We start from the raw sequence: 18,596 nt of genomic DNA, 5'->3' as shown, positions 1-18,596 counted from the left end.
GGCCCGCGGCGGACCACTGAAGAGCCGAATCGATCCGGCCGTCCTTCGGCCCGTCGGGCTGTTGGCCGGGGAACGAGAAGGCTGTACGAAAGATGGTGCGGCGTCCCGGTCGGCCTCGGCAGGGCCGGAGGAGAAGACCCTGTCCCCCGAGCGGGCTCCGTGCTCGGAACCGGGAACCCACGCGGCATCGCCGTGCTCATGGCAGCGCCGTAGGTCTGCTCCAGCCACCGGCCGGCGGTGGCTGCGGCCGAGACCGCCACGACGGCGTACGAGGTGCACGCCTGGTATCTCGCGGCCCGAGCGTCGGGCGCCCGCCCCCGGCCAGCACCCCCCGCGGCCGGGGGCGGGCGTACCGCGACGAGACGCTGTGGGCTCACCGACCGCGCGACCGTCAGCCCGACGGGATCGCCTGCCTACTGGTCGACCGTCGCCTTCACCCACTGACCTGGTGCGAACGCCGCGACGATCCGGTCGTCCTCGTCGTGCTTGTCGTGGACCTCGAGGGCTCCGGAGTTGGCGATCCAGATGGCATTCGCCGGCTCGAACGACTCGCCGTCGGGGAGCTCGTGGGTGATGACCTTGACCATGGCGCCCCAAGTACCCCGCTTCTCCCACCGGAATGCCTGATGCGCCACGCCGAAATGCGTCAGCGTGAGCGGGACTGCCCCTCGTGGTGAAGCGAGATCGCGTTGCCGACGCGGTAGCCCGCACGTCCCCCGACGACGGCCCCGACGATCAGCGCGCCCGTCACCAACGAGGTCCCCCGTGGCGGGCGGTGCACGACGTGGAGCGCTCCGCCCCGGACACCCCTGTGCGGCTGCGGATGGACCGTCTCGTCCTCGACCACTGTCTCTCGTCCCCCTGCTCACCCCGCCGACGGACCCCGGTCGGTCACGCTCGGAGTTGGCGACGCTAACCAGCCCGCCGGACGCGGCACACCACCACTCGGAGCAGCGTGGTCGGGAACCCACGACATCAGGCCGCGTGACAAGTAGGAGAACTGCGTAGCGCGGTTCGATCGGTCGGCTGTCGAGTCCGACACCGTGTTCCCCATACGTTCCTCGAGGACAGAACGACCGAATGGCGAACGCCCGCTCATTCCACCACCCGGCCCCGGAAGGCCCACGATGACGACCATCCTCGACCTGATGCGCGTCGACGACACCGATCGCGACGTGGACTGGCTCCACACGGCTCTGCAGGCCGCTGTCGAGCTCGAGCTCGCCACGATCCCGCCCTATCTGTGCGCCATGTGGTCGGTCGACGACCCGAACGGGACCGACCCGGTCCGGGCACTGATCAAGAGCATCGCCGTGGAGGAGATGGGGCACATGGCGACGGCCTGCAACCTGCTGACCGCCATCGGCGGAACACCGCAGATCAACACCGCGGCCGCGGTTCCCCAGTACCCGGGACCGTTGCCCGGCGGGGTGCACCCGGGCCTGACGATCCCGCTGTCGGGGCTGACCAAGGACCTCGTGTGAAACTCTTCATGGAGATCGAGCTGCCCCAGAGCGGCCCCGTCCTGTTCGCCGAGGGCTCCGCGTTCCCGACGATCGGTGCGCTCTACTCGGCGATCGCGCATGCGTACGCGGCGCTGCCGTCGTCCGCGATCACCGGTGATCGACAGATCGCGATCGGCGGCGGGACGGGAGCGGCGTCGACGATCACGGACGCCGACGACGCCGCGGCCGCGATCGCGCGGATCAAGGAACAGGGCGAGGGCAGCACGACCTCACCGGTCGGAGACCCGAACACGCCCGGCGACGACCTCGCGCACTACTACCAGTTCGCCGAGATCTTCTATGGACGGCGGTTGGTGGCGAACGCCGACGGGGTGTTCGAGTTCACGGGGGCGGAGCTGCCGTTCCCGCAGGTCCTCCCGATGGCCGAGGTGCCCGCGGCCGGCTATCCGGAGTCCGCGGACTTCGACAAGGCCTACACCGAGGTGCTCGGCGACCTCCAGCAGGCCTGGGAGACCGGCGATCAACCGGTCAACGGCCAGAAGCCCTCGTCCGCGGCGGTCGGTGCGATGTTCGGGCTCGAGAGCCTGGCAGTCACCCTCATGACGACGCCCCGCACGGATGGGCCGGGCAACCTCGGCCCCGACTTCAAACTGGCCACCTGAGCAGCGCGGCGTCGAGAACGGAGAGAAGTCCGGCCCGTGACCGGAAACGCACGCCGGTCTCAGGACGGGGCGCGGGCACCGTCCGGCTCCTCGCCGTGTCCGCAGAGGTCGAGCGGCACCCACCACGTCAACCGCGTCCCGGCGCCCACCGGCCGGCGGCCCACCCGGAGGTCACCACCGGCGGCGCGGGCCCGGGCCGCGAGGTTGGACAGGCCGCTCCGGGCGACCGTCTCCGGGATGCCGATGCCGTCGTCGACGATCTCGACGGTCAGCGCGCCGTCGGTCGAGACGGTCACCGTGATCTGGGAGGGCGTCGCGTGACGCAGGGCGTTGCTGACGCCCTCGCGCACGACCGCCTCGGCCGCCACCACCAGCTCCTCCGGCACGGCCTCCACCTCGCCCGACACCCGCACCACCGGCTCGACGTCGGTGTCGGCGGCCATGCCGGTCGCGGCGGCGCGGACGCGCGCGGCGAGCTCCCCGCCGCCTCGCACCGTGTGCAGGTCGAAGATGGCGGTGCGGATGTCGCGGATTATCCCGTCGATCTGGTCCACTGCCTCGTCCACGCGACGCGCGGCGTCGGTGGCCGGGAGTCGTGTGTGCGCGGCCTGCAGGCCCAGGCCCAGCGCGAACAGCCGCTGCAGCACGTGGTCGTGCAGATCGGCCGCGATCCGTTCGCGGTCGGCGACGACGTCGAGCTCGCGCAGCGCCCGCTGCGACTCGGCGTAGCGCAGCACCAGGGCGGCCTGGTCGGCGAAGGAGGCAATGATCGATAGCCCGTCGGGGAGGGAGTCCACGCCATCGTCGACGCCGCTCACCACGAGCACCCCGCTGGCCTCCTCACCGCTGCCCATCGGGACCGCGAATCCCGGACCCTCCCCGGGATGCCCGGGCGCCAGCACCAGGTCGGCCACCGCCTGCGGGGCGCCGGTACGGGCGAGGGCGCCGAGCACGGTGCCGCCCACCGGCAGCTGGGTCCCGGCCGGGTAGCGGTCCTCGAGCCCGACCGCGACCATCACCCGCGCCGGTGGCGCCTCGCCGGCGGCGACCACGGTGACCGGGGTGGTGATGAGGGCCCCTGAGGCACCGATGAGCTCGGCGGCGCGCTGGGCGACCAGCGCCAGCGCCTCCCCGGGACCCGCCCCGGCGAGCAGCGCCGTCGTGATCTCCCCGGACGCCTCGACCCACCGTTGCCGCAGCCGGGTCTGCTCGTCGGCCGCGCGCCGCGCCCGCAGCAGCTCCCGTTCGTACGCGCGGCGGTCGTGGGCGTCGACCACGGCCATCCGCACCAGCAACGGCTCGCCGTCCGCCCCGGTCTTGAGCACCGCGTTGACGAGCACGGGCAGCCTCGTCCCGCTCGCGGAGACCAGGTCGAGTGCGACCGAGCGGACCTCACCCTGCATGCGCAGCAGCGGCCAGAAGTGCGTCTCGTGGTAGATGCGACCGCCGACCGAGAGCAGGTCCTCGAACCGCCGCCGGCCGACGACGTCGTCATGGTCCAGCCCGAGCCACCCCAGCAACGTCGTGTTGATCCTGACGATCTCGCCGTCGGGCAGCGTCGAGAGGTAGCCGCAGGGTGCGTGCTCGTAGAGGTCCTCCGCGGTCTCCTCGAGGGCCAGCGCGCGGCAGCGCGACGACGCGCGGTCGGGGGTGCTCACGACCTCGACGGGACGGCGGCGGCCAGGAACTCGCGGATCGCGGCCACGACGTCGTCGGGAGCGCTCAGGTGCGGGCAGTGCCCGGACGTCTCGAGCACCGTCAACCGGCTGTCCCGCACGGCCTCGTGGACGAAGGTCCCCACCTCGACGGGCGCGAGCGCGTCGTGCCGGACCTGCAGGACCAGCGTGGGCACGTCGACCCGTCCCAGGTCGGCGCGGTTGTCGGAGGTGAAGGTGACCCGGGCGAAGTGGCGGGCGATGTCGGGGTCGGTGCGGCAGAAGCTGTTCGTCAGCTCGGCGGCGAGGTCCGGACGCTCCGGGTTCCCCATGATCATCGGGGCGACGGTGGCCGACCAGCCCAGGTAGTTGCTGTCGAGGGCCTCGAGCAGCTCCTCGATGTCCTGCTCGGTGAAGCCCCCGCGGTAGGGCGGGTCGTCCAGGAAGCGCGGTGAGGGGCTGACGAGCACGAGACCCGAGAAGCGTTCTGGGGCCTGCGCCACGGCGAGCAGCGCGATGATCGCCCCGACGGAGTGGCCGACGATCACGACGTCGGTCAGGTCGAGCTCCTCGACGATCTCCAGGATGTCCCGTGCGTAGCCGTGGAGCGAGGCGTAGCGCTCGGGGTTCCACGCCGTCAGGTCGGAACCGCCGGCGCCGACGAAGTCGAACAGCACCACCTGGTGATCGTCGGCGAAGGTCGGCGCGACCATCCGCCACATATTCTGGTCACAACCGAAACCGTGCGCGAAGACCATGGGTCGGGCGCCGGGTGGACCGGTCACGGTGACCCGGTTCCTGGTGCGGACATCCACGGCCGGAGTGTGCCATTCGGTCCGGGTACTGACGACCCCTCGGAGCCGTTCCCCTCACAGCGCGGAACTCCTCGCCGACGAGGCCTCCTGCGGGACGCGCCACGGACGTCGCCTCCACCGCGGATCCGCTGAGCAGGCCGTCGCGCCGGCCGGCGCCGACCCTGCGCGGGCGGACGGGGTGAATCGCTCGACGGTGCCCGATGGTCAGCGCTCCCTCTCCTTGACTTCCATTTTGGGTCGCAGTATGTGTGCGCGAGCAATCCGCCGACAAGATCGGATACCATGGTCATCAGGCGACCGTTCTGTCCACGGAACGAGCGTTATTCCGGCGACGTGCCACCGAGATTCCGGTGTAACTGGTGGACGCGCACGTGATCGACGCCGAGTGTAACTACCGCCACCTCCTGCTCCGTCGTCGTTCTCGCCACGAAAGCGGCCAGCCTCAGCGTCCGCGAGGCTGTGAGCTGCGCAAACAGCGAGATCTCCATCATCGGCAAGGGGTTGCGGCCGCCGGAGGAACAAACAGTTGCGATGCACAACTTCTCTACGCGATCCCACGCTCACGCAGCGTGTCCGAGGCGGGAGTTCTCGCGCAATTTACCCCGCAACGAGGGATTGCCCCGTGGGATACCGTAGGCTTCCTGTGTCAGCCATTGAGGGGGAACAGTGGCCGCACCAGTAGCGGAATGGGAGTTGGTCGGAGGCGACAGCTTCTGGCGGCGTGCGACTTGGGACGCCGTCGGTCTCGTCGCGATTTTCGTCGTCGGAGCACTCGCGGCCGGGGGGACGGTGCGGCCGCTCACCTCGGCGGATCTCGGCCCGATGGTGGCCGCCTTCCTCGCCGCCGTGCTCGCCATCGCTGGCGCTGTCCTCGCGGCGGCGCTGTCGGCGACGTTCGCCCAGTTCCGGACTCTCTGGCTGGCGACCGCCCTGGGCGCGTACGGACTCGTCGTGCTCGTCGCGACGGCCGCCAGCCTCGGGCCCTCCCCCTTTCGCGAGATCCTCGTCGGGGTCCACGCGGTCGGCGTCGTGATCGGCTTGAGCGGACTGGTGGCCTACGCGGCCACCTATCGACGCCAGGCCGTCGCGCCGTTGGCGCGACGCCGTCGGTTGGCCGTCCTCGGGGTCTTCGCCACGGTGACCGTCCTGGTGGCCGCGGTGGTCGCGCGGCTGCTGGGCGGCTTCGGTGTTCTCTCGGCGGTCGTCCCGCCCACCCTGGTGGCCGTCGTGGTGGGCTCGGTGGCGGTGGTGTTGCTGGTGGCGGGGCGACACGCGCGATCGCCGGGGCTCTGGCGCGTGGGTCTCGGTCTGGCCGCGCTGGCCGCCGCCTACCTGCTGCACCGCGTCCCACCCTGGGACGACTCCGTCGGGATCGCCGGTTTCGAGACCGGACGCGTCATCGGGTTGGCGGCGGTCCTCGCAGGCCTCGTCGGGCTGTTCCACGAGGGTCACCGACGCCGCCGGGAGCGTGAGCGTGAGCTGCTGGCCGAGCTCGCGCGGGCGCGGCGGAGCCGGCGGACGCAGGCCGAGCGCGACCACGAACTGCGCAACTCGATCAGTGGCCTCAGCCTGCTCATGCCGCTGCTCGCCGACACGCCGACGGCACCAGCGCACGACATCGGCGCGATCTCCGACGCGGCGGAGTCCGAGCTGTCCCGGATGGAACGACTCCTCGACTGCGGACTCCGGCCCGGCCCGAACCGGGCGGTGGAGGTCGGTCCGGTCGTGCGGCGAGCCGTACTGGGGCACGCGCAGGGTGCGGAGGTCTCGCTCGACGTCGCGGATGCACTGACAGTGCGGACCTCGGAGAGCACCATCGCACTCGTCATGGCCAATGCCCTGGCCAACTGCACGCGGCACGCAGCAGGCTCCGCCATCCGCATCACGGCTCGCAGGCGCGAGGAACGGGTGGTTATCGAGGTCGCGGACGACGGCCGGTCCGATCGCGTGCCGAGCCCACCCGTACCGCCTGCGCTCGGAAAGGGCATCGGGCTCGCGGTCTCACGGCGGCTGCTCGAACAGGAGGGTGCCCGCCTCGAGACGATCTCGAGTGGCGCGCGGCCCGGCTACACCGTCGTGGTCGACCTGCCGGCGGTCGGATGACCGCGGAACCCCGCCCCCGGCAGGGCCCTGTCATCGTCATCGACGATCACGATCTGCTCAGTGTCTCGCTGGTCCTGGTCCTGCAGCGCGCCGGTCTGGACGCCCGGAGGTTGCCCGTCCGGCATCGTGAGGAGATCGTCGCCGACGCGGGGCCGACGTCCGGCGGTGTCGCCGTCGTCGATCTCAACCTCGGGTCGCACCCGGGGCAGGGGACGCTGCACGGCCACGAGATCATCCCGTCCCTCCGCGGTTCCGGGTGGCGCGTCCTGGCGATGAGCGGCAGCGCCACCCGAGAGGCACTGGCGGATGCCGTCGTGGCGGGAGCCGAGGGCATCGTCGACAAGTCCTCGTCGACCGACGCCTTCGTGGCCTCGATCCGCCGGCTCCTGGCGGGCGAGGACGTCATGGAGCTCTCCGAGCGCGACGATCTCCTCCGCGTCGCCCGCCAGGCCCAGATGCGGAGGACGCAGAGCGCCGCTGTCCTGGACCGACTCACCCATCGCGAGCGCCAGGTGCTGGAACGCCTGGCCGAGGGCTACCGGGCCGCGGCCATCGCCGAGGAGTTCGTCGTCTCGCTCACGACCGTGCGCAGCCAGATCCGGGCCGTCCTCGGGAAGCTCGGTGTCGGGTCACAGCTCGAAGCCGTCGCACTGCTGCACGCATCATCATCTCTATGAGTGAACGACTCACACCGTCCAGGCACTCTCAGTGACTAATGGATATCCTCAGTGTTGAGGATGAGCCGATAGAGGTACGTCGTTCAAGCTTTCACCGGCACACGCTCCAACGCTCAGTGAGCGGGAGCGCTCATCTGGGGGAAGTGAGACTCCGTGCGAGGACAAGGCGAGACCACGAGCGTGACCTGGACGTCGTCGCGGACCATGCGTCCCTCGACTCCGAGCGTGTCGGTCATCGTCCCGACGAGGAACGAGGCCGCGAACCTCCCGATCGTCCTCGGCCAGGTGCCCGGTCACTACGAAGTCGTGATCGTCGACGGCAACTCCGTGGACGACACCGTCGAGGTGGCCCGCCGGTGCCGCCCGGACGCCCGCATCATCCTGCAGACCCGCAAGGGGAAGGGCAACGCACTGGCGTGCGGGTTCGCGGCGGCGACCGGCGACGTCATCGTGATGCTCGACGCCGACGGTTCCGCCGATCCGGCCGAGATCCCCGTATTCCTGGATGCCCTCGTCGCCGGTGCCGACTACGCCAAGGGCTCCCGCTTCGCCGAGGGTGGCGACAGCGACGACATCACCGTCGTCCGTGCGCTGGGCAACCGTGTCCTGACGGGCATGGTCAACCGCTTCTTCGGCGTCCGCTACACCGATCTCTGCTACGGCTACAATGCGTTCTGGAGCAGCCTGGTCCCGGTGTTCGGCCTACCCGACCTGCTCAGCCCGTCCGACGGGATGGTGTGGGGCGACGGCTTCGAGATCGAGACCCTCATCAACATCCGGGTCGCCGCGGCCGCCGCCGACATCACCGAGGTGGGCAGCGTCGAGCGCACCCGCATCCACGGCGAGAGCAACCTGAACGCGACATCCGACGGTCTCCGAGTGCTCCACACGATCCTCGTCGAGCGCTGGCGCCTGACCTGGCGCCGCCCGGCCCTGCCGGCGGTGGCGGTGCCCGACACCGTCCCCGAACTTGTCGGCCCCACGGTGGACTCGCTCCGTCGGACGTCGACCGCCACGCGCCGGCGTGAGGTCATCACGCCGCGGACCCGGCTCCGCGTGCTCGCCGCGGCCTGACGCCGAGCCCCCGGGCCAGCCCCGACCGATGCCCGCCCTTCGCCCGTCCGCTCCGGCCGGGCAGCTCCCAGCGCAAGGACAACCATGAGCTCTGCGCCCCGCGACGCCTCCGCGCGCCCGTTCCGCTTCAGCGTCATCATGCCGACCTACCAGCGCCGTGACCTCGTCCGGCAGAACGTCGTCGCGCTCGGCGCCACCCGCCGCCCCTGGCCCTGCGAACTGATCGTCGTCGTGGACGGGTCCACCGACGGCACCGAACAGGCGCTGCGCGAGCTCCCGGAGCCCTTCCCGACCACGGTGCTCGTGCAGCCGAACCAGGGCGCGGCGGCGGCCCGCAACGCCGGGGCACGCCACGCCCGGGGCGAGATCCTGCTGTTCCTCGACGACGACATGGAGGCCGACCCGGAGCTGCTGGTCGAGCACGACGCGGTGATCGGCGCCGGCGCCGACTCGGTCGTCGGGCACCTCCCGCTCGCCACCGAGGCTCCCCGCAACCTCATGACGATCGGGATCGAGCGGTGGGCGGACCGTCGCCGCGAACGCCTGGTCGACAGCGACGGCACGCTCGAGCTCGACGACCTCCTGACCGGCCAGCTGTCGGTGCGGGCGCAGGTGTTCGCTGCCCTCGGCGGCTTCGACGGCAGCTTCACGGCCGGGGGGACCTTCGGTGGAGAGGACACGGATTTCCTCTACCGCCTCCGGTGCAGCGGGGCGGACCTCCGTTTCGCCCCCGATGCGATCTCCCACCAGCACTACGTCGTGGCGCCGGAGCAGCTCCTGCGGCAGTGGCGCCAGGGCGGACGGGCCGACGCCCTGTTGCTGCGCAAGCACGCCGAGCTCGGCGACAGCCGTGATCGGGTCGGGTTGAGCGCCGTGCTGCGCTCGACGGCGGAGGTGCTGCCCGACTCCGTCACCAGCGCCGCGGGCCGGTACGTGGCCGGAAGGGTGCGGGCCGGGCACGTCGACGGGGTGACCGACCGGGCCTTCACGGGACTGCGCCACGTCGCCTACTGGAAGGGACGCGCCGAGGGCGCCGACCGCATGAGGAGGGGGCTGCGGGCCCTGCCGGGGACCGCGCCGCTCGTCCGGGTCCTCGCGTACCACGCCGTGGAGGACGTCCGTGACGACGTGATCGGCCGATGGTCCGTCTCGCCCGAGCGCTTCGCCGCCCAGCTCGACGCCCTCGTCGACGCAGGCTTCGGGTTCCTGACGCCGGAGCGGTTCGTCGCGCACCTGACGGAGGGAGCCGCGCTTCCCGACCGGTCGGTGCTGCTGACCTTCGACGACGCCTACGCGAGCGTGTACGACCAGGCGGCACCGGTCCTGCGCGGCCTCGGGGCGAGCGCGCTGGTCTTCATGGTCTCGAGCCGGATCGGCAGCCACAACGCCTGGGACACGGACCGCGGCGGCGCCCAGCTGCCCCTGCTCGACGGTGACCAACTGCGCAAGCTCGTCGACGAGGGATGGGAGGTCGGGGCGCACACCCGCTCCCACGCCCGACTCGTCGGCCTCGACGCGCTGGGGCTGCGGCAGGAGCTCGTGACACCCCGCCGCGACTTCGTCGACGCGGGTCTCTCCTTCCCGCGCACCGTGGCGTATCCCTACGGCGAGCACTCGGCCCGGGTGCGGGCCGCGGCCCGCGAGGCGGGCTACGACGTCGCCTTCGGGCTCGAGGAGACCCGCCGCGCACCGTCCCTGCGCAGTCGCCACGCCGTCCCCCGGATCGAGGTGACCCGCGACCTCGGCCCCGAGGAGCTCCTGCGTCGCGTCCTCGACCCGCCGCTGCGCCCGTTCGCCGCCCTCGAGCGCGAGGCGAGGGACGCGGCGCGCACCCTCATCGGCGCGCACGGGGGAGCCCCCCGGTGACCACCGCACCCACCTCGGCGCCGGTGAGCGGGACCTGGTGCTGTGAGTACGAGTTGTCGGACGTCGCCCCGCCACGCTCCGTCGTGCCCGTCGACCCGACGCAGAACAGCGCCCGGGTGCTCGTCCGACTCCATGGCGAGCCCCTCGGGTACGTGGTCGTCGACCTCGTCGGCGGCACGCTCGACGTCGACCAGCTCGCCGCCGCCGTCCGTCGCGAGCTCCGTGGACCGGCCGCGGAGCACCTGGTCGCCGAGGGCCTCCCGCCGCTGGTCGGCTCGGGCGATCTCGCCATGCCGGCCGCGACGTCCAGCTGTCCGTCCCGGGTCGACGGCGACGAACTGGTGTCGGTGGTCGTGTGCACCCGGGACCGCAGCGACATCCTCCGCCACTGCCTGGAGAGCCTGCGGGAGCTCACCTACCCCCACCTCGACGTCGTGGTGGTGGACAACGCCCCGACCGACGACCGCACCGAGCGCGTCGTCCACGAGATCGGTGCGGGTCGCTTCCGGCACGTCGTCGAGCCGCGGCCCGGCCTGTCCTGTGCCCGGAACCGCGGCCTGGCGGAGACCCGCGGGCGGTGGATCGCCTTCACCGACGACGACGTCACCGTCGACCCGCACTGGATCGAGGGCATCCTGCGGGGCACCCGGCGCCACGACGACGTCGGTCTGGTGACGGGCCTCGTCGCCACCGCCAGCGTCACCGGCGCGGCCGAGGCGTACTTCGACGCCCGCGCGGCCTCGTGGTCGGTCCGCACCCGGCCCGAGCTCTTCGACCGTGGAGTTCACCGGCGCGACGACGCCCTGTACCCCTACGCGGCCGGGGTGTTCGGGGCCGGCGCGAACCTCACCGTGGAGCGCGACCTGCTCCTGGCGCTCGGCGGTTTCGACGAGGCGCTCGGCGCGGGCACGCCGACCCGCGGCGGGGAGGACCTCGATGCCTTCGTCCGCGTCGTCAACGCCGGACGGGTGATCGCCTACGAGCCGTCCGCGGTGGTGTGGCACCACCACCGCGCCGACGCGTCGGCGCTGCGTCGGCAGATGTACGCCTACGGCACCGGCATGGCGGCGTTCGTCGCGAAGTTCCTCGTCGACGGGACGACGCGGTGGGATCTGCTCCGGCGCATCCCGATCGGGCTGTGGCGGATGCGGCGGATCGGCGCCACGACGCGGGAGGGCCTGGGTAGCGCGCACACCGCCCCGCGCGGCGCTCTAGCGCTCGAGTTCGCCGGCTTCGTCGCCGGGCCCTGGCTCTACGGCCGCTCCCGGCGGGGCCGTCGCGACGCGCGACGTGCCGGGTATCCGGCGGTGCTCTCCGGGGTGCTCCGGTGACGGCTCTGGTCCCGGCGAGCGTGATCGTCTGCGCGCACACCAACCGGCGTCGCGGTGACATCGAGGACGCCCTCGCGTCGCTCGCCCGGCAGACCTGTCCACCGCTCGAGGTCGTCCTCGTGGTCGATCACAACGAGTCCCTCCTGGCCTGGGCCCGGGACCGTTTCGCCGGCGAGGCGCGGGTGGTCGCCAGCACCTGGCCCGCTGGGCTCTCGGGAGCGCGCAACACCGGCGTCGGCGAGGCCGTCGGCGACGTCCTGGCCTTCCTCGACGACGACGCGGTCGCCGATCCGACCTGGCTCGAGCGGCTCGTCGGGCACTACGCGGAGCCCGACGTCGTCGGCGTCGGTGGCGGCGCGTTCCCGGTGTGGGAGGACCAGCGCCCGACATGGTTCCCGCCCGAGTTCTTCTGGGTCGTGGGCTGCTCGTACGTCGGACTGCCCGGGGAGACAGCCACCGTCCGCAACTTCATCGGCGCGAACATGAGCTACCGCCGGGAGGCGTTCGAGCAGGCCGGGGTGTTCACCCTGGGGCTGGGCCGCGTCGGCTCGACCGCGCTGGGGTGCGAGGAGACGGAGTTCGGCATCCGCGTCCGGGCCGCGCTCCCGGGCGCCCGCTTCGTCTACGACCCGTCCGCGGCCGTCCGGCACTCGGTCGGCGTCGAGCGCGGGCGTGTCACCTACTTCCTGCGTCGCTGCTACGCCGAGGGCGTCTCCAAGGCCGCGGTCTCCGCCATCGCCGGGCCCGATGCGGCACTCGAGAGCGAGCGCCGGTACGTCGGGACGGTCCTGCCGCGCGGTGTGGCGGCGGGTCTGCTCGGCCGCGGGAGCAATCCGCTCCGTGCCGCCGGGATCGTCGCGGGGCTGGCCGTGACCGCAGCGGGCTACGCCATGGCGCGAGTGCGCGGCACGTGGGACCCCGGGGGACCGGCGCCGCTCGCGATCCGTCCCGCGGGGGAGGGGACGTGACCGTCGACGTGTCCCGGGCGCTGCGGGTACCCCTCGGGGTCCGACGCCACCTCGAGACGCCGCTCTTCCGCAACTCCTACGCGCTGGTCGTCTCCGGTGGCGTGTCGATGCTGCTCGGCCTCGGCTTCTGGGCGCTCGCGGTGCGGCTGTTCCCCGCCGAGGAGGTGGGGCGCACATCGGCCGCGGTGTCGACGATGACCCTCCTGGCCGCGATCCTGCAGCTCAACCTCACCAACGGGCTGATCCGGTTCCTCCCGGAATCGGGGCGCCGGACGGGAGCGATGCTGCGCAGCGCGTACGGCATCGCGGCGATCTCGAGCCTCGTCGGCGGTGCCCTCTTCGTCGCGATCACCGTCGGCCGGTCCTTCCTGGCCGGGCCCGGCGGGAGCACGCTCGGGTTCGCCCTGCTCTTCGTCGTCGCGGTGCCGGTCTGGTCCGTTTTCGTCATGCAGGACGCCGCGCTCATCGGGTTGCGCGCCGCCGGTGCGGTCCCCGTCGAGAACGCCGTGTTCTCCGTGCTCAAGATCGCCCTGCTGGTGCCGTTCGCGGCGTTCCCGCAGCTCGGGATGCTCGGCGCCTGGATGCTCGCGGCCTCGGTCGTGATCGTTCCGCTGAACACCTACATCGCCCGCCGCCTGCTGCCGCGGCACGCCGGCGAAGAACCGACGGTGCAGAGCTGGTGGGAGGTCCGCCGCTACCTCGGCTCGGACTACACGGGCGGCCTGCTCGAGACGGGCTTCGTCGCGGTCCTGCCGATCCTGGTGACCGCCAAGCTCGGCCTGGTCGCCAACGCCTACTTCTACACGAGCTGGATCGTCGTCACCGGACTCGAGCTGGTCCTGTTCAGCATCGGCTCGTCCCTGACCGCCGAGGGCGCCCACCACCGCGCCGGCACCGCCCGCTTCCACGCCGCGACGGTGCGCCTGACGGCGGCCTTCATCGTGCCCGTGGTCGGCATCGGCGTCCTCATCGCCCCGTGGCTCCTCGCGGTGTACGGACCCGACTACGTCGACCACGGCACCACGCTGTTCCGCCTGCTGCTCCTGGCGATGCCGCTGCGCGCGATCGTCGCGCTCCGCCTGTCGGTGCTGCGGGTGGAGCGGCGCGGGGCCGCGATCGTCCGCTACCAGGGGGCGAACGCCGTGCTGTTGCTCGTCGGCGGCTATGTGGCGCTCGGTCATCTCGGCCTGCCCGGCATGGGTCTGGTCTTCCTCGCCACGCAGGCCCTGCTCGCCGCCTCGGTAGGCATCGGTGGCCTCGTCCGTCGTATACGGAGGGAGAGCTCGTGAGGTCCAGGATCCCGGGGCTGCTGCGGTCCCTGGCGGTTGCCGTCGGCGAGGACCTGTTCCGGGGGGTGCGCCACGTCCTGGTCAACGTGATCGGGGGCTCGGCCCTCACGACGCGGCCGCTGCGCTACCTGATCTACCGCGCCGTCGGCATGGACATCCGCACACCAGGGATCTTCGACGGCTGCATCTTCTCCGGGCGCCGGCACGTGCGGATCGGCGCCGGCAGCTTCGTCAACCGCGCGTGCTACTTCGATTCGGCGGGCCCCATCACCATCGGGGAGCACACCGACGTCGGGATGTGCGTCCTGTTCGTCACCGCCACCCACCGGCGCACCGACCGCGGGTTCGACCACCGGTCCACCGCGCTCCCCATCGTCATCGGCGACCGCTGCTGGATCGGCGCCCGCGCCACGATCCTGCCCGGCGTCGCGATCGCCGACGACGTCGTGATCGCCGCCGGTGCCGTGGTCGCTCGTGACTGCCCCGTGCCGGGCCTGTACGCGGGTGTGCCCGCGCGGCTCATCCGTCCCCGCGGCGCCGGCGGCGCGGCCGGCGCCGCGGGGACCCCGTTCCAGGAGGCTCGATGACGACGCCGACCACCGCTACCACCACCCGGCCGCGCCGAACGGGATCCTGGGTCCCGCCGGTCGTGCTGCTGGTCGTCGGGGTGGTCGCCTGCGCCATGGCCGCGTCGGGAGCCGATGACGGTTCGGCCGGGGCCGTCCGCGCTGTCGCCACCCTCGCCTTCTTCCTCTTCGGGCCGGGCTGGGCGGTGGCCGGGTTCCTGCGCACCGTGACGACGGCGACGAGGTGGTTCCTCGCCGCGGCGTTCAGCTGCGCGATCGCCATCCTCGGGGCGCAGGTGATGGCGAGCACCGGGAGCTGGCACCCGGTCGGCGGTCTGTATGTGCTCGTCGGTCTGGCGACCGTTCCCCTCGTACGGCTCGCGTGGGCCGCGCGATGACGGCAGGGACCGGCATGACGAGGCTCATCAGCCTCGTCGAGCGCGCCAGGCCGGAACCCGACGGTGCCGCTCCCGACGACGTCGAGGGTGGGGCACCGACGTGGCATCGGCTGCGCCCGTGGACGCCCCTGGCGCTGGCGGCGCTCGCCGTCGCGCTCCTGCCGTTGGCCGCCGTGACCGTGGACCTCGACGCGATGGGGGGCCTGGGTCTCGGCGGGGTGCTCCCCGTCTGGGGATGGGCGTCGATCGTGCTCGCCGTTGCCGCATGCGTGCTCGAGATCGCACGACCCCGCCCGGTGGCGCTCGCGCTCCTGACCGGGGTGCTGATCCTCTGCACGACGGGCATGCCGTCGGTGGTGGAGCCCGCGGCGCGTCTGGGCATCACGTGGCTGCACGCCGGGTTCGTGGACGCGATCACCCGTGCGGGCGGCGTGCCCCGCGGGATCGACTCGCGGCTGTCCTGGCCCGGCTTCTTCGCGCAGTGGGCCTGGATCCAGGACGCCGCCGGGATGCGCCAGCTCGACACGGTGCTGCGGTGGGCGCCCATCGCGATCGTCGGGGCGTGGGCCGCGGGCGTCTTCCAGATCGCTCGCGGCCTCCTCGGCGGCACCCGTGCGCCATGGGTCGCGACGTGGCTGTTCTGCGGCGAGAACTGGATCGAGCAGGACTACTTCTCCCCGCAGGCGACCGCCATGATCCTCGTCCTGGCGGTGCTCGCTGCGGCGGTCGGCCCCCTCGCGGCCCCCGCGACCGGGCCGAGGAGGGCCGCGGAACCCCGGTACGCGTCGACCGAGGCCGACACCGTGGAGCTCGCCGCGGTCCGGCCGTACCGCGTCGGAGCGCTGATCGACCGGGTGCGCTGGTGGCTCTCGGGGCCGTCGCGGCCAGACACCGACCGACTGGACGTCCTCATCCAGTGGGGCGGGTCGGCCGTGTGCCTGGCGGCCCTCGTCGCCGCCCACCAGCTCACGCCGTTCGCGATCGGCGCCCAGCTGCTCGTCCTCGTCGTCGCCCGACGGCTCTGGGGCCGGCACCTCCTCCTGGTGTTGGTCCTCGCCGTGACGACGTGGTTCGTGCTGGGAGCCGCCGAGTTCTGGGTCAACCAACTCGGACTCGCCACCTCGAGCGTCGGCCAGGTCGGGTCGTCGATCAGCGGCGGGCTCGGTGACCGGCTCGTCGGCGACGTCGGCCAGCTGGTCGGCAAGTTCGGCAGGGTCGCGCTGGCCGGCGCGACCTGGGGGCTGGCGCTGCTCGGGGCGTGGTGGCGCTGGCGGCAGCGGCGTGAGCTCGTCGTCCTGGCGCTGGCCGCCGTGCCGGTGACGATCGTGCTGCTGCAGAGCTACGGCGGCGAGGTCCTGCTCCGGATCCTGCTCTACGGGTTGCCGTTCCTCGCGGTGCTGGGCACCGAGGCGCTCCGGGTGCTCCATCGGCGCTGGACCTCGGTGGCGCTGCCCGTGTTCGCCGCCGGGATGGTCCTGCTGTGCGCCGCCGTCGTCGTCCTGCGCGGCGGCAACGACGTCTACCTCTCGGTGCGGCCCCACGACGTCCAGGTCGTCCGGGAGACCATCGAGGCCGCTCCGGCCGGCACCTCGGTCTACACCCTCGGCGATCACGCCCCGCTCGGCATCGAGCGTCTTGCGGACGTCAACCAGTTCAACACCGCCGCGGACTGCCAGCCGATCATCGACGACCCGATCCGCTGCGTCCTCGCGAACCCCCCGGAGTACCTCGTCGTGCTGCGCCAGGGCGATGCGGAGGGCGTCGTCCTCGGTGGGAGGAGCCCGGGGTGGACCCGTCAGGCCATCGCCGAGTTCGTCGCCGAGGGCTGGTACCGCATCCAGCGTGTCGAGGGCGACGCCGTCGTCCTGGAGAGGACGAGGAACCCATGACCACCTCGACGGCCGAGATCCTCGCGTGGTGCGCGTTCGCCGTCGCGATGCTCGCACTCGCCGGCTGTGCCGTGCTGGCCGAATCACCGTGGCGCCCGGAGCCCGCGGGAGTCACCAGGACCGTCCGGGTCCTCGCCTGTGTCGCAGCCGTCGCCGTCGGCGAGCTGCTGTTCGCCCTGCTGACCTTCGTGCTCACGACACTCCGGATCTGGTCCTGACCCACGACACACCCACGCCGTGCTGTCGGAGCCCGGCCGCTAGGAGGACCGTCCCTCGGGGGAGGAGCACGGACCGCCGAGCCACACCGCCCCGCACGCCGTGACGATGTCCGTGCCGTAGGCGGCCAGCGGTACCGATCCGAGCCCGACGCCGGCGACCACCGGGTGGTCGCCGGTGTTGAGGAGCAGGGTGCTGTCGTTCGACTGGAAGGCAAGGACCTTCCCGTCGCCGGATCGTCCGATCTTCACCTCGCCGTGGGCGAGCCGTGGTGCGAGCCAGGTCCACGCCGTGGTGAGGGCGGTGGGCCGGCCGCCGTCCGAACTCGCGGTCGAGGTCCACAGCGCGGCGTAGTCGAAGCCGGGTTGGGCCTCCGGCTGCCACAGGAGCGTGGCCGACGCCCCCGAGGTCGCCAGCGCGGCGACGGCCTCGAGCGTGGCGGCGGCTCGCTGGTGGGACGACGAGTCGCCGGCGCGGGCCTCCGGGTAGAACTCGGCCCACCAGATCGGCAGCGTCGTCCGGCCGCGAAGCCACTCGTCGATCACGGCGAACTTCGCCGCCGCGGTCGCGGGCGTGGCGACCAGACCGCCGTCCTTCGTGGCGGTGCCCCCGTCGACGACGACGAAGTCGGCCCCGCGGGCGTGGCCCAGCCAGTAGTCCACGACGTCGAGGCTGCGCTGGTCGACGTACCCCCAAGGCCCGGAGAGCGACGACGGCGACCCGCCGGCGGCCGGGCCCGCCCACGAGTCGATCGCCACGTACGGTCCGCCGAGGCGGACCGTGGGTCGCGCCTGCTTCACTGCGTCGTAGACGGCGTTGTAGAGATCGGTGTAGGACGCTGCGTCCCAGTCGTTGGCCGCGGCCGAGTAGAAGCCCTTCAGCTCGCTCCAGACCTGCACGTACTGGATCTGCGGATACCGCTGCACTGCTGCCGCGGCGAGACGGGCGAAGTCGGCGTAGTGCGCGCGGTCGGGCGCGACCTCGATGCGGGAGAAGTCGGTGACGCCGGGCGCCCCGCCCTTCATCCAGTCCGGCGCCCCGGCGAGCGTGAGTACCGTCGTGCCGCCGGTCTCCCGAACGAGACCCATTCGTTGGTCTAGCCGGGACCAGTCGAAGACGCCGGGCGCAGGCTCCGGGTTCAGGACGCCGAACCCCATGAGGTACTGATTCTGCAATCCGCTCGCTTCGCGCAAGATCGCGTCGGCACGGGTGCGTGCCGGCGCGGGCTGCCACGTGTCGACGCTGTACTGACCGTGGGTCACCCCGAGCCTCAGCGGGCCCTCCTGGGCCGCCCACGTCCAGTCCGCCGTGCCCAGCGCGACGGCCGACGCACGCGCCTGGTCATACCACCAGACGGCGAGGGCGCCCCCGGCGAGGAGCGCCACGACGAGGACCGTGAGCAGCGTCCTGGGCCAACGGACCCGCGAGCGGGCGTGGCGTGCTCGGGTCATTGTTCCTCGGGCTGCCTGATGGACCGCTCTGACCGGCCTGCGCCGGACGCTCACTCTGGCGGAAAGTGATCAAGGCAAGACTGCCTGACCTGTCAGTGCGACATCATCCTCAGTATTGAGGATGGCATCAACACTCTCCGTGCTGTTCGCTCGTTGCGTCATCAAGGAGC

Annotated in this window: 17 protein-coding genes; 13 read left to right on the top strand and 4 right to left on the bottom strand. The window is 72.3% G+C overall.

Annotated features, from left to right (window positions below; genetic code table 11):
- Window positions 1-413: 413 nt before the first annotated feature.
- Entirely contained in the window at window positions 414-635 is a 222-nt protein-coding gene (locus HH311_RS11280) for a hypothetical protein (RefSeq protein ID WP_169183758.1), read from the bottom strand.
- 492 nt (window positions 636-1,127) lie between these two features.
- Here HH311_RS11280 and HH311_RS11275 point away from each other — a divergent pair, with 492 nt between their 5' ends.
- Entirely contained in the window at window positions 1,128-1,484 is a 357-nt protein-coding gene (locus HH311_RS11275; protein WP_169183757.1) for a ferritin-like domain-containing protein, read from the top strand.
- Window positions 1,481-2,128, top strand: a complete 648-nt coding sequence (locus tag HH311_RS11270) for a ferritin-like domain-containing protein (RefSeq protein ID WP_169183756.1) — start codon at window positions 1,481-1,483, stop codon at window positions 2,126-2,128. Before HH311_RS11275 ends, HH311_RS11270 begins: the two co-directional genes overlap by 4 nt.
- A gap of 59 nt (window positions 2,129-2,187) precedes the next feature.
- Here HH311_RS11270 and HH311_RS11265 read toward each other — a convergent pair whose 3' ends face one another.
- Window positions 2,188-3,786, bottom strand: coding sequence for an ATP-binding protein (locus tag HH311_RS11265; RefSeq protein WP_169183755.1), 1,599 nt, complete (start codon window positions 3,784-3,786; stop codon window positions 2,188-2,190).
- Window positions 3,783-4,496: an alpha/beta fold hydrolase gene (locus HH311_RS11260; RefSeq protein ID WP_248292441.1), complete on the bottom strand. Its 714-nt coding sequence runs from the start codon at window positions 4,494-4,496 to the stop codon at window positions 3,783-3,785. Before HH311_RS11260 ends, HH311_RS11265 begins: the two co-directional genes overlap by 4 nt.
- Window positions 4,497-5,747: 1,251 nt before the next feature.
- On the opposite strand from HH311_RS11260, the gene HH311_RS32595 reads away from it, so the two are divergent.
- From HH311_RS32595 to HH311_RS11205, 11 genes are all read left to right on the top strand, one after another.
- Complete coding sequence (locus tag HH311_RS32595) at window positions 5,748-6,701, top strand: sensor histidine kinase KdpD (RefSeq protein ID WP_169183754.1); 954 nt, start codon at window positions 5,748-5,750, stop codon at window positions 6,699-6,701.
- Window positions 6,698-7,378: a LuxR C-terminal-related transcriptional regulator gene (locus HH311_RS11250; protein ID WP_169183753.1), complete on the top strand. Its 681-nt coding sequence runs from the start codon at window positions 6,698-6,700 to the stop codon at window positions 7,376-7,378. The genes HH311_RS32595 and HH311_RS11250 overlap by 4 nt, the downstream gene beginning before the upstream one ends.
- Before the next feature lie 225 nt (window positions 7,379-7,603).
- On the top strand, window positions 7,604-8,452 hold the full coding sequence (locus HH311_RS11245; protein ID WP_312030081.1) for a glycosyltransferase family 2 protein: 849 nt from the start codon (window positions 7,604-7,606) through the stop codon (window positions 8,450-8,452).
- Window positions 8,453-8,536: 84 nt separating this feature from the next.
- Window positions 8,537-10,318: a polysaccharide deacetylase family protein gene (locus HH311_RS32590; protein WP_169183751.1), complete on the top strand. Its 1,782-nt coding sequence runs from the start codon at window positions 8,537-8,539 to the stop codon at window positions 10,316-10,318.
- The gene (locus HH311_RS11235) at window positions 10,315-11,649 is read left to right on the top strand and encodes a glycosyltransferase family 2 protein (RefSeq protein WP_169183750.1); all 1,335 of its coding nucleotides are present in this window, start codon (window positions 10,315-10,317) and stop codon (window positions 11,647-11,649) included. Before HH311_RS32590 ends, HH311_RS11235 begins: the two co-directional genes overlap by 4 nt.
- Window positions 11,646-12,617 carry a glycosyltransferase family 2 protein gene (locus HH311_RS11230; protein ID WP_169183749.1) on the top strand — a complete coding sequence of 324 codons (972 nt, stop codon included), beginning with the start codon at window positions 11,646-11,648 and terminating at the stop codon, window positions 12,615-12,617. The genes HH311_RS11235 and HH311_RS11230 overlap by 4 nt, the downstream gene beginning before the upstream one ends.
- Window positions 12,614-13,906 carry a lipopolysaccharide biosynthesis protein gene (locus tag HH311_RS11225; protein ID WP_169183748.1) on the top strand — a complete coding sequence of 431 codons (1,293 nt, stop codon included), beginning with the start codon at window positions 12,614-12,616 and terminating at the stop codon, window positions 13,904-13,906. Before HH311_RS11230 ends, HH311_RS11225 begins: the two co-directional genes overlap by 4 nt.
- Complete coding sequence (locus HH311_RS11220) at window positions 13,903-14,493, top strand: DapH/DapD/GlmU-related protein (protein ID WP_169183747.1); 591 nt, start codon at window positions 13,903-13,905, stop codon at window positions 14,491-14,493. The genes HH311_RS11225 and HH311_RS11220 overlap by 4 nt, the downstream gene beginning before the upstream one ends.
- The gene (locus HH311_RS11215) at window positions 14,490-14,870 is read left to right on the top strand and encodes a hypothetical protein (protein WP_169183746.1); all 381 of its coding nucleotides are present in this window, start codon (window positions 14,490-14,492) and stop codon (window positions 14,868-14,870) included. The genes HH311_RS11220 and HH311_RS11215 overlap by 4 nt, the downstream gene beginning before the upstream one ends.
- Before the next feature lie 14 nt (window positions 14,871-14,884).
- Window positions 14,885-16,759 (top strand): hypothetical protein, encoded by a 1,875-nt coding sequence (locus HH311_RS11210; protein ID WP_169183745.1) that lies wholly within the window; start codon window positions 14,885-14,887, stop codon window positions 16,757-16,759.
- Window positions 16,756-16,977, top strand: coding sequence for a hypothetical protein (locus HH311_RS11205; RefSeq protein ID WP_169183744.1), 222 nt, complete (start codon window positions 16,756-16,758; stop codon window positions 16,975-16,977). Before HH311_RS11210 ends, HH311_RS11205 begins: the two co-directional genes overlap by 4 nt.
- 39 nt (window positions 16,978-17,016) lie before the next feature.
- On the opposite strand, the gene HH311_RS11200 is transcribed toward HH311_RS11205, so the two are convergent.
- Entirely contained in the window at window positions 17,017-18,360 is a 1,344-nt protein-coding gene (locus tag HH311_RS11200) for a hypothetical protein (protein ID WP_169183742.1), read from the bottom strand.
- Window positions 18,361-18,596 lie beyond the last annotated feature (236 nt).

It is taken from the genome of Actinomycetospora sp. TBRC 11914, from assembly GCF_012933465.1.
Taxonomy (GTDB): domain Bacteria; phylum Actinomycetota; class Actinomycetes; order Mycobacteriales; family Pseudonocardiaceae; genus Actinomycetospora.
Note: the sequence above shows the minus strand (reverse complement) of the source record. Positions and strands in the feature narration are given on the sequence as shown.

Excerpts from the sequence above, each read along its gene's own strand:
- HH311_RS11275 (WP_169183757.1), top strand. The coding sequence starts at position 1,128 with ATGACGACCATCCTCGACCTGATGCGCGTCGACGACACCGATCGCGAC.
- HH311_RS11260 (WP_248292441.1), bottom strand. The coding sequence starts at position 4,496 with ATGGTCGCGCCGACCTTCGCCGACGATCACCAGGTGGTGCTGTTCGAC.
- HH311_RS11250 (WP_169183753.1), top strand. The coding sequence starts at position 6,698 with ATGACCGCGGAACCCCGCCCCCGGCAGGGCCCTGTCATCGTCATCGAC.
- HH311_RS32590 (WP_169183751.1), top strand. The coding sequence starts at position 8,537 with ATGAGCTCTGCGCCCCGCGACGCCTCCGCGCGCCCGTTCCGCTTCAGC.
- HH311_RS11215 (WP_169183746.1), top strand. The coding sequence starts at position 14,490 with ATGACGACGCCGACCACCGCTACCACCACCCGGCCGCGCCGAACGGGA.
- HH311_RS11210 (WP_169183745.1), top strand. The coding sequence starts at position 14,885 with ATGACGAGGCTCATCAGCCTCGTCGAGCGCGCCAGGCCGGAACCCGAC.
- HH311_RS11205 (WP_169183744.1), top strand. The coding sequence starts at position 16,756 with ATGACCACCTCGACGGCCGAGATCCTCGCGTGGTGCGCGTTCGCCGTC.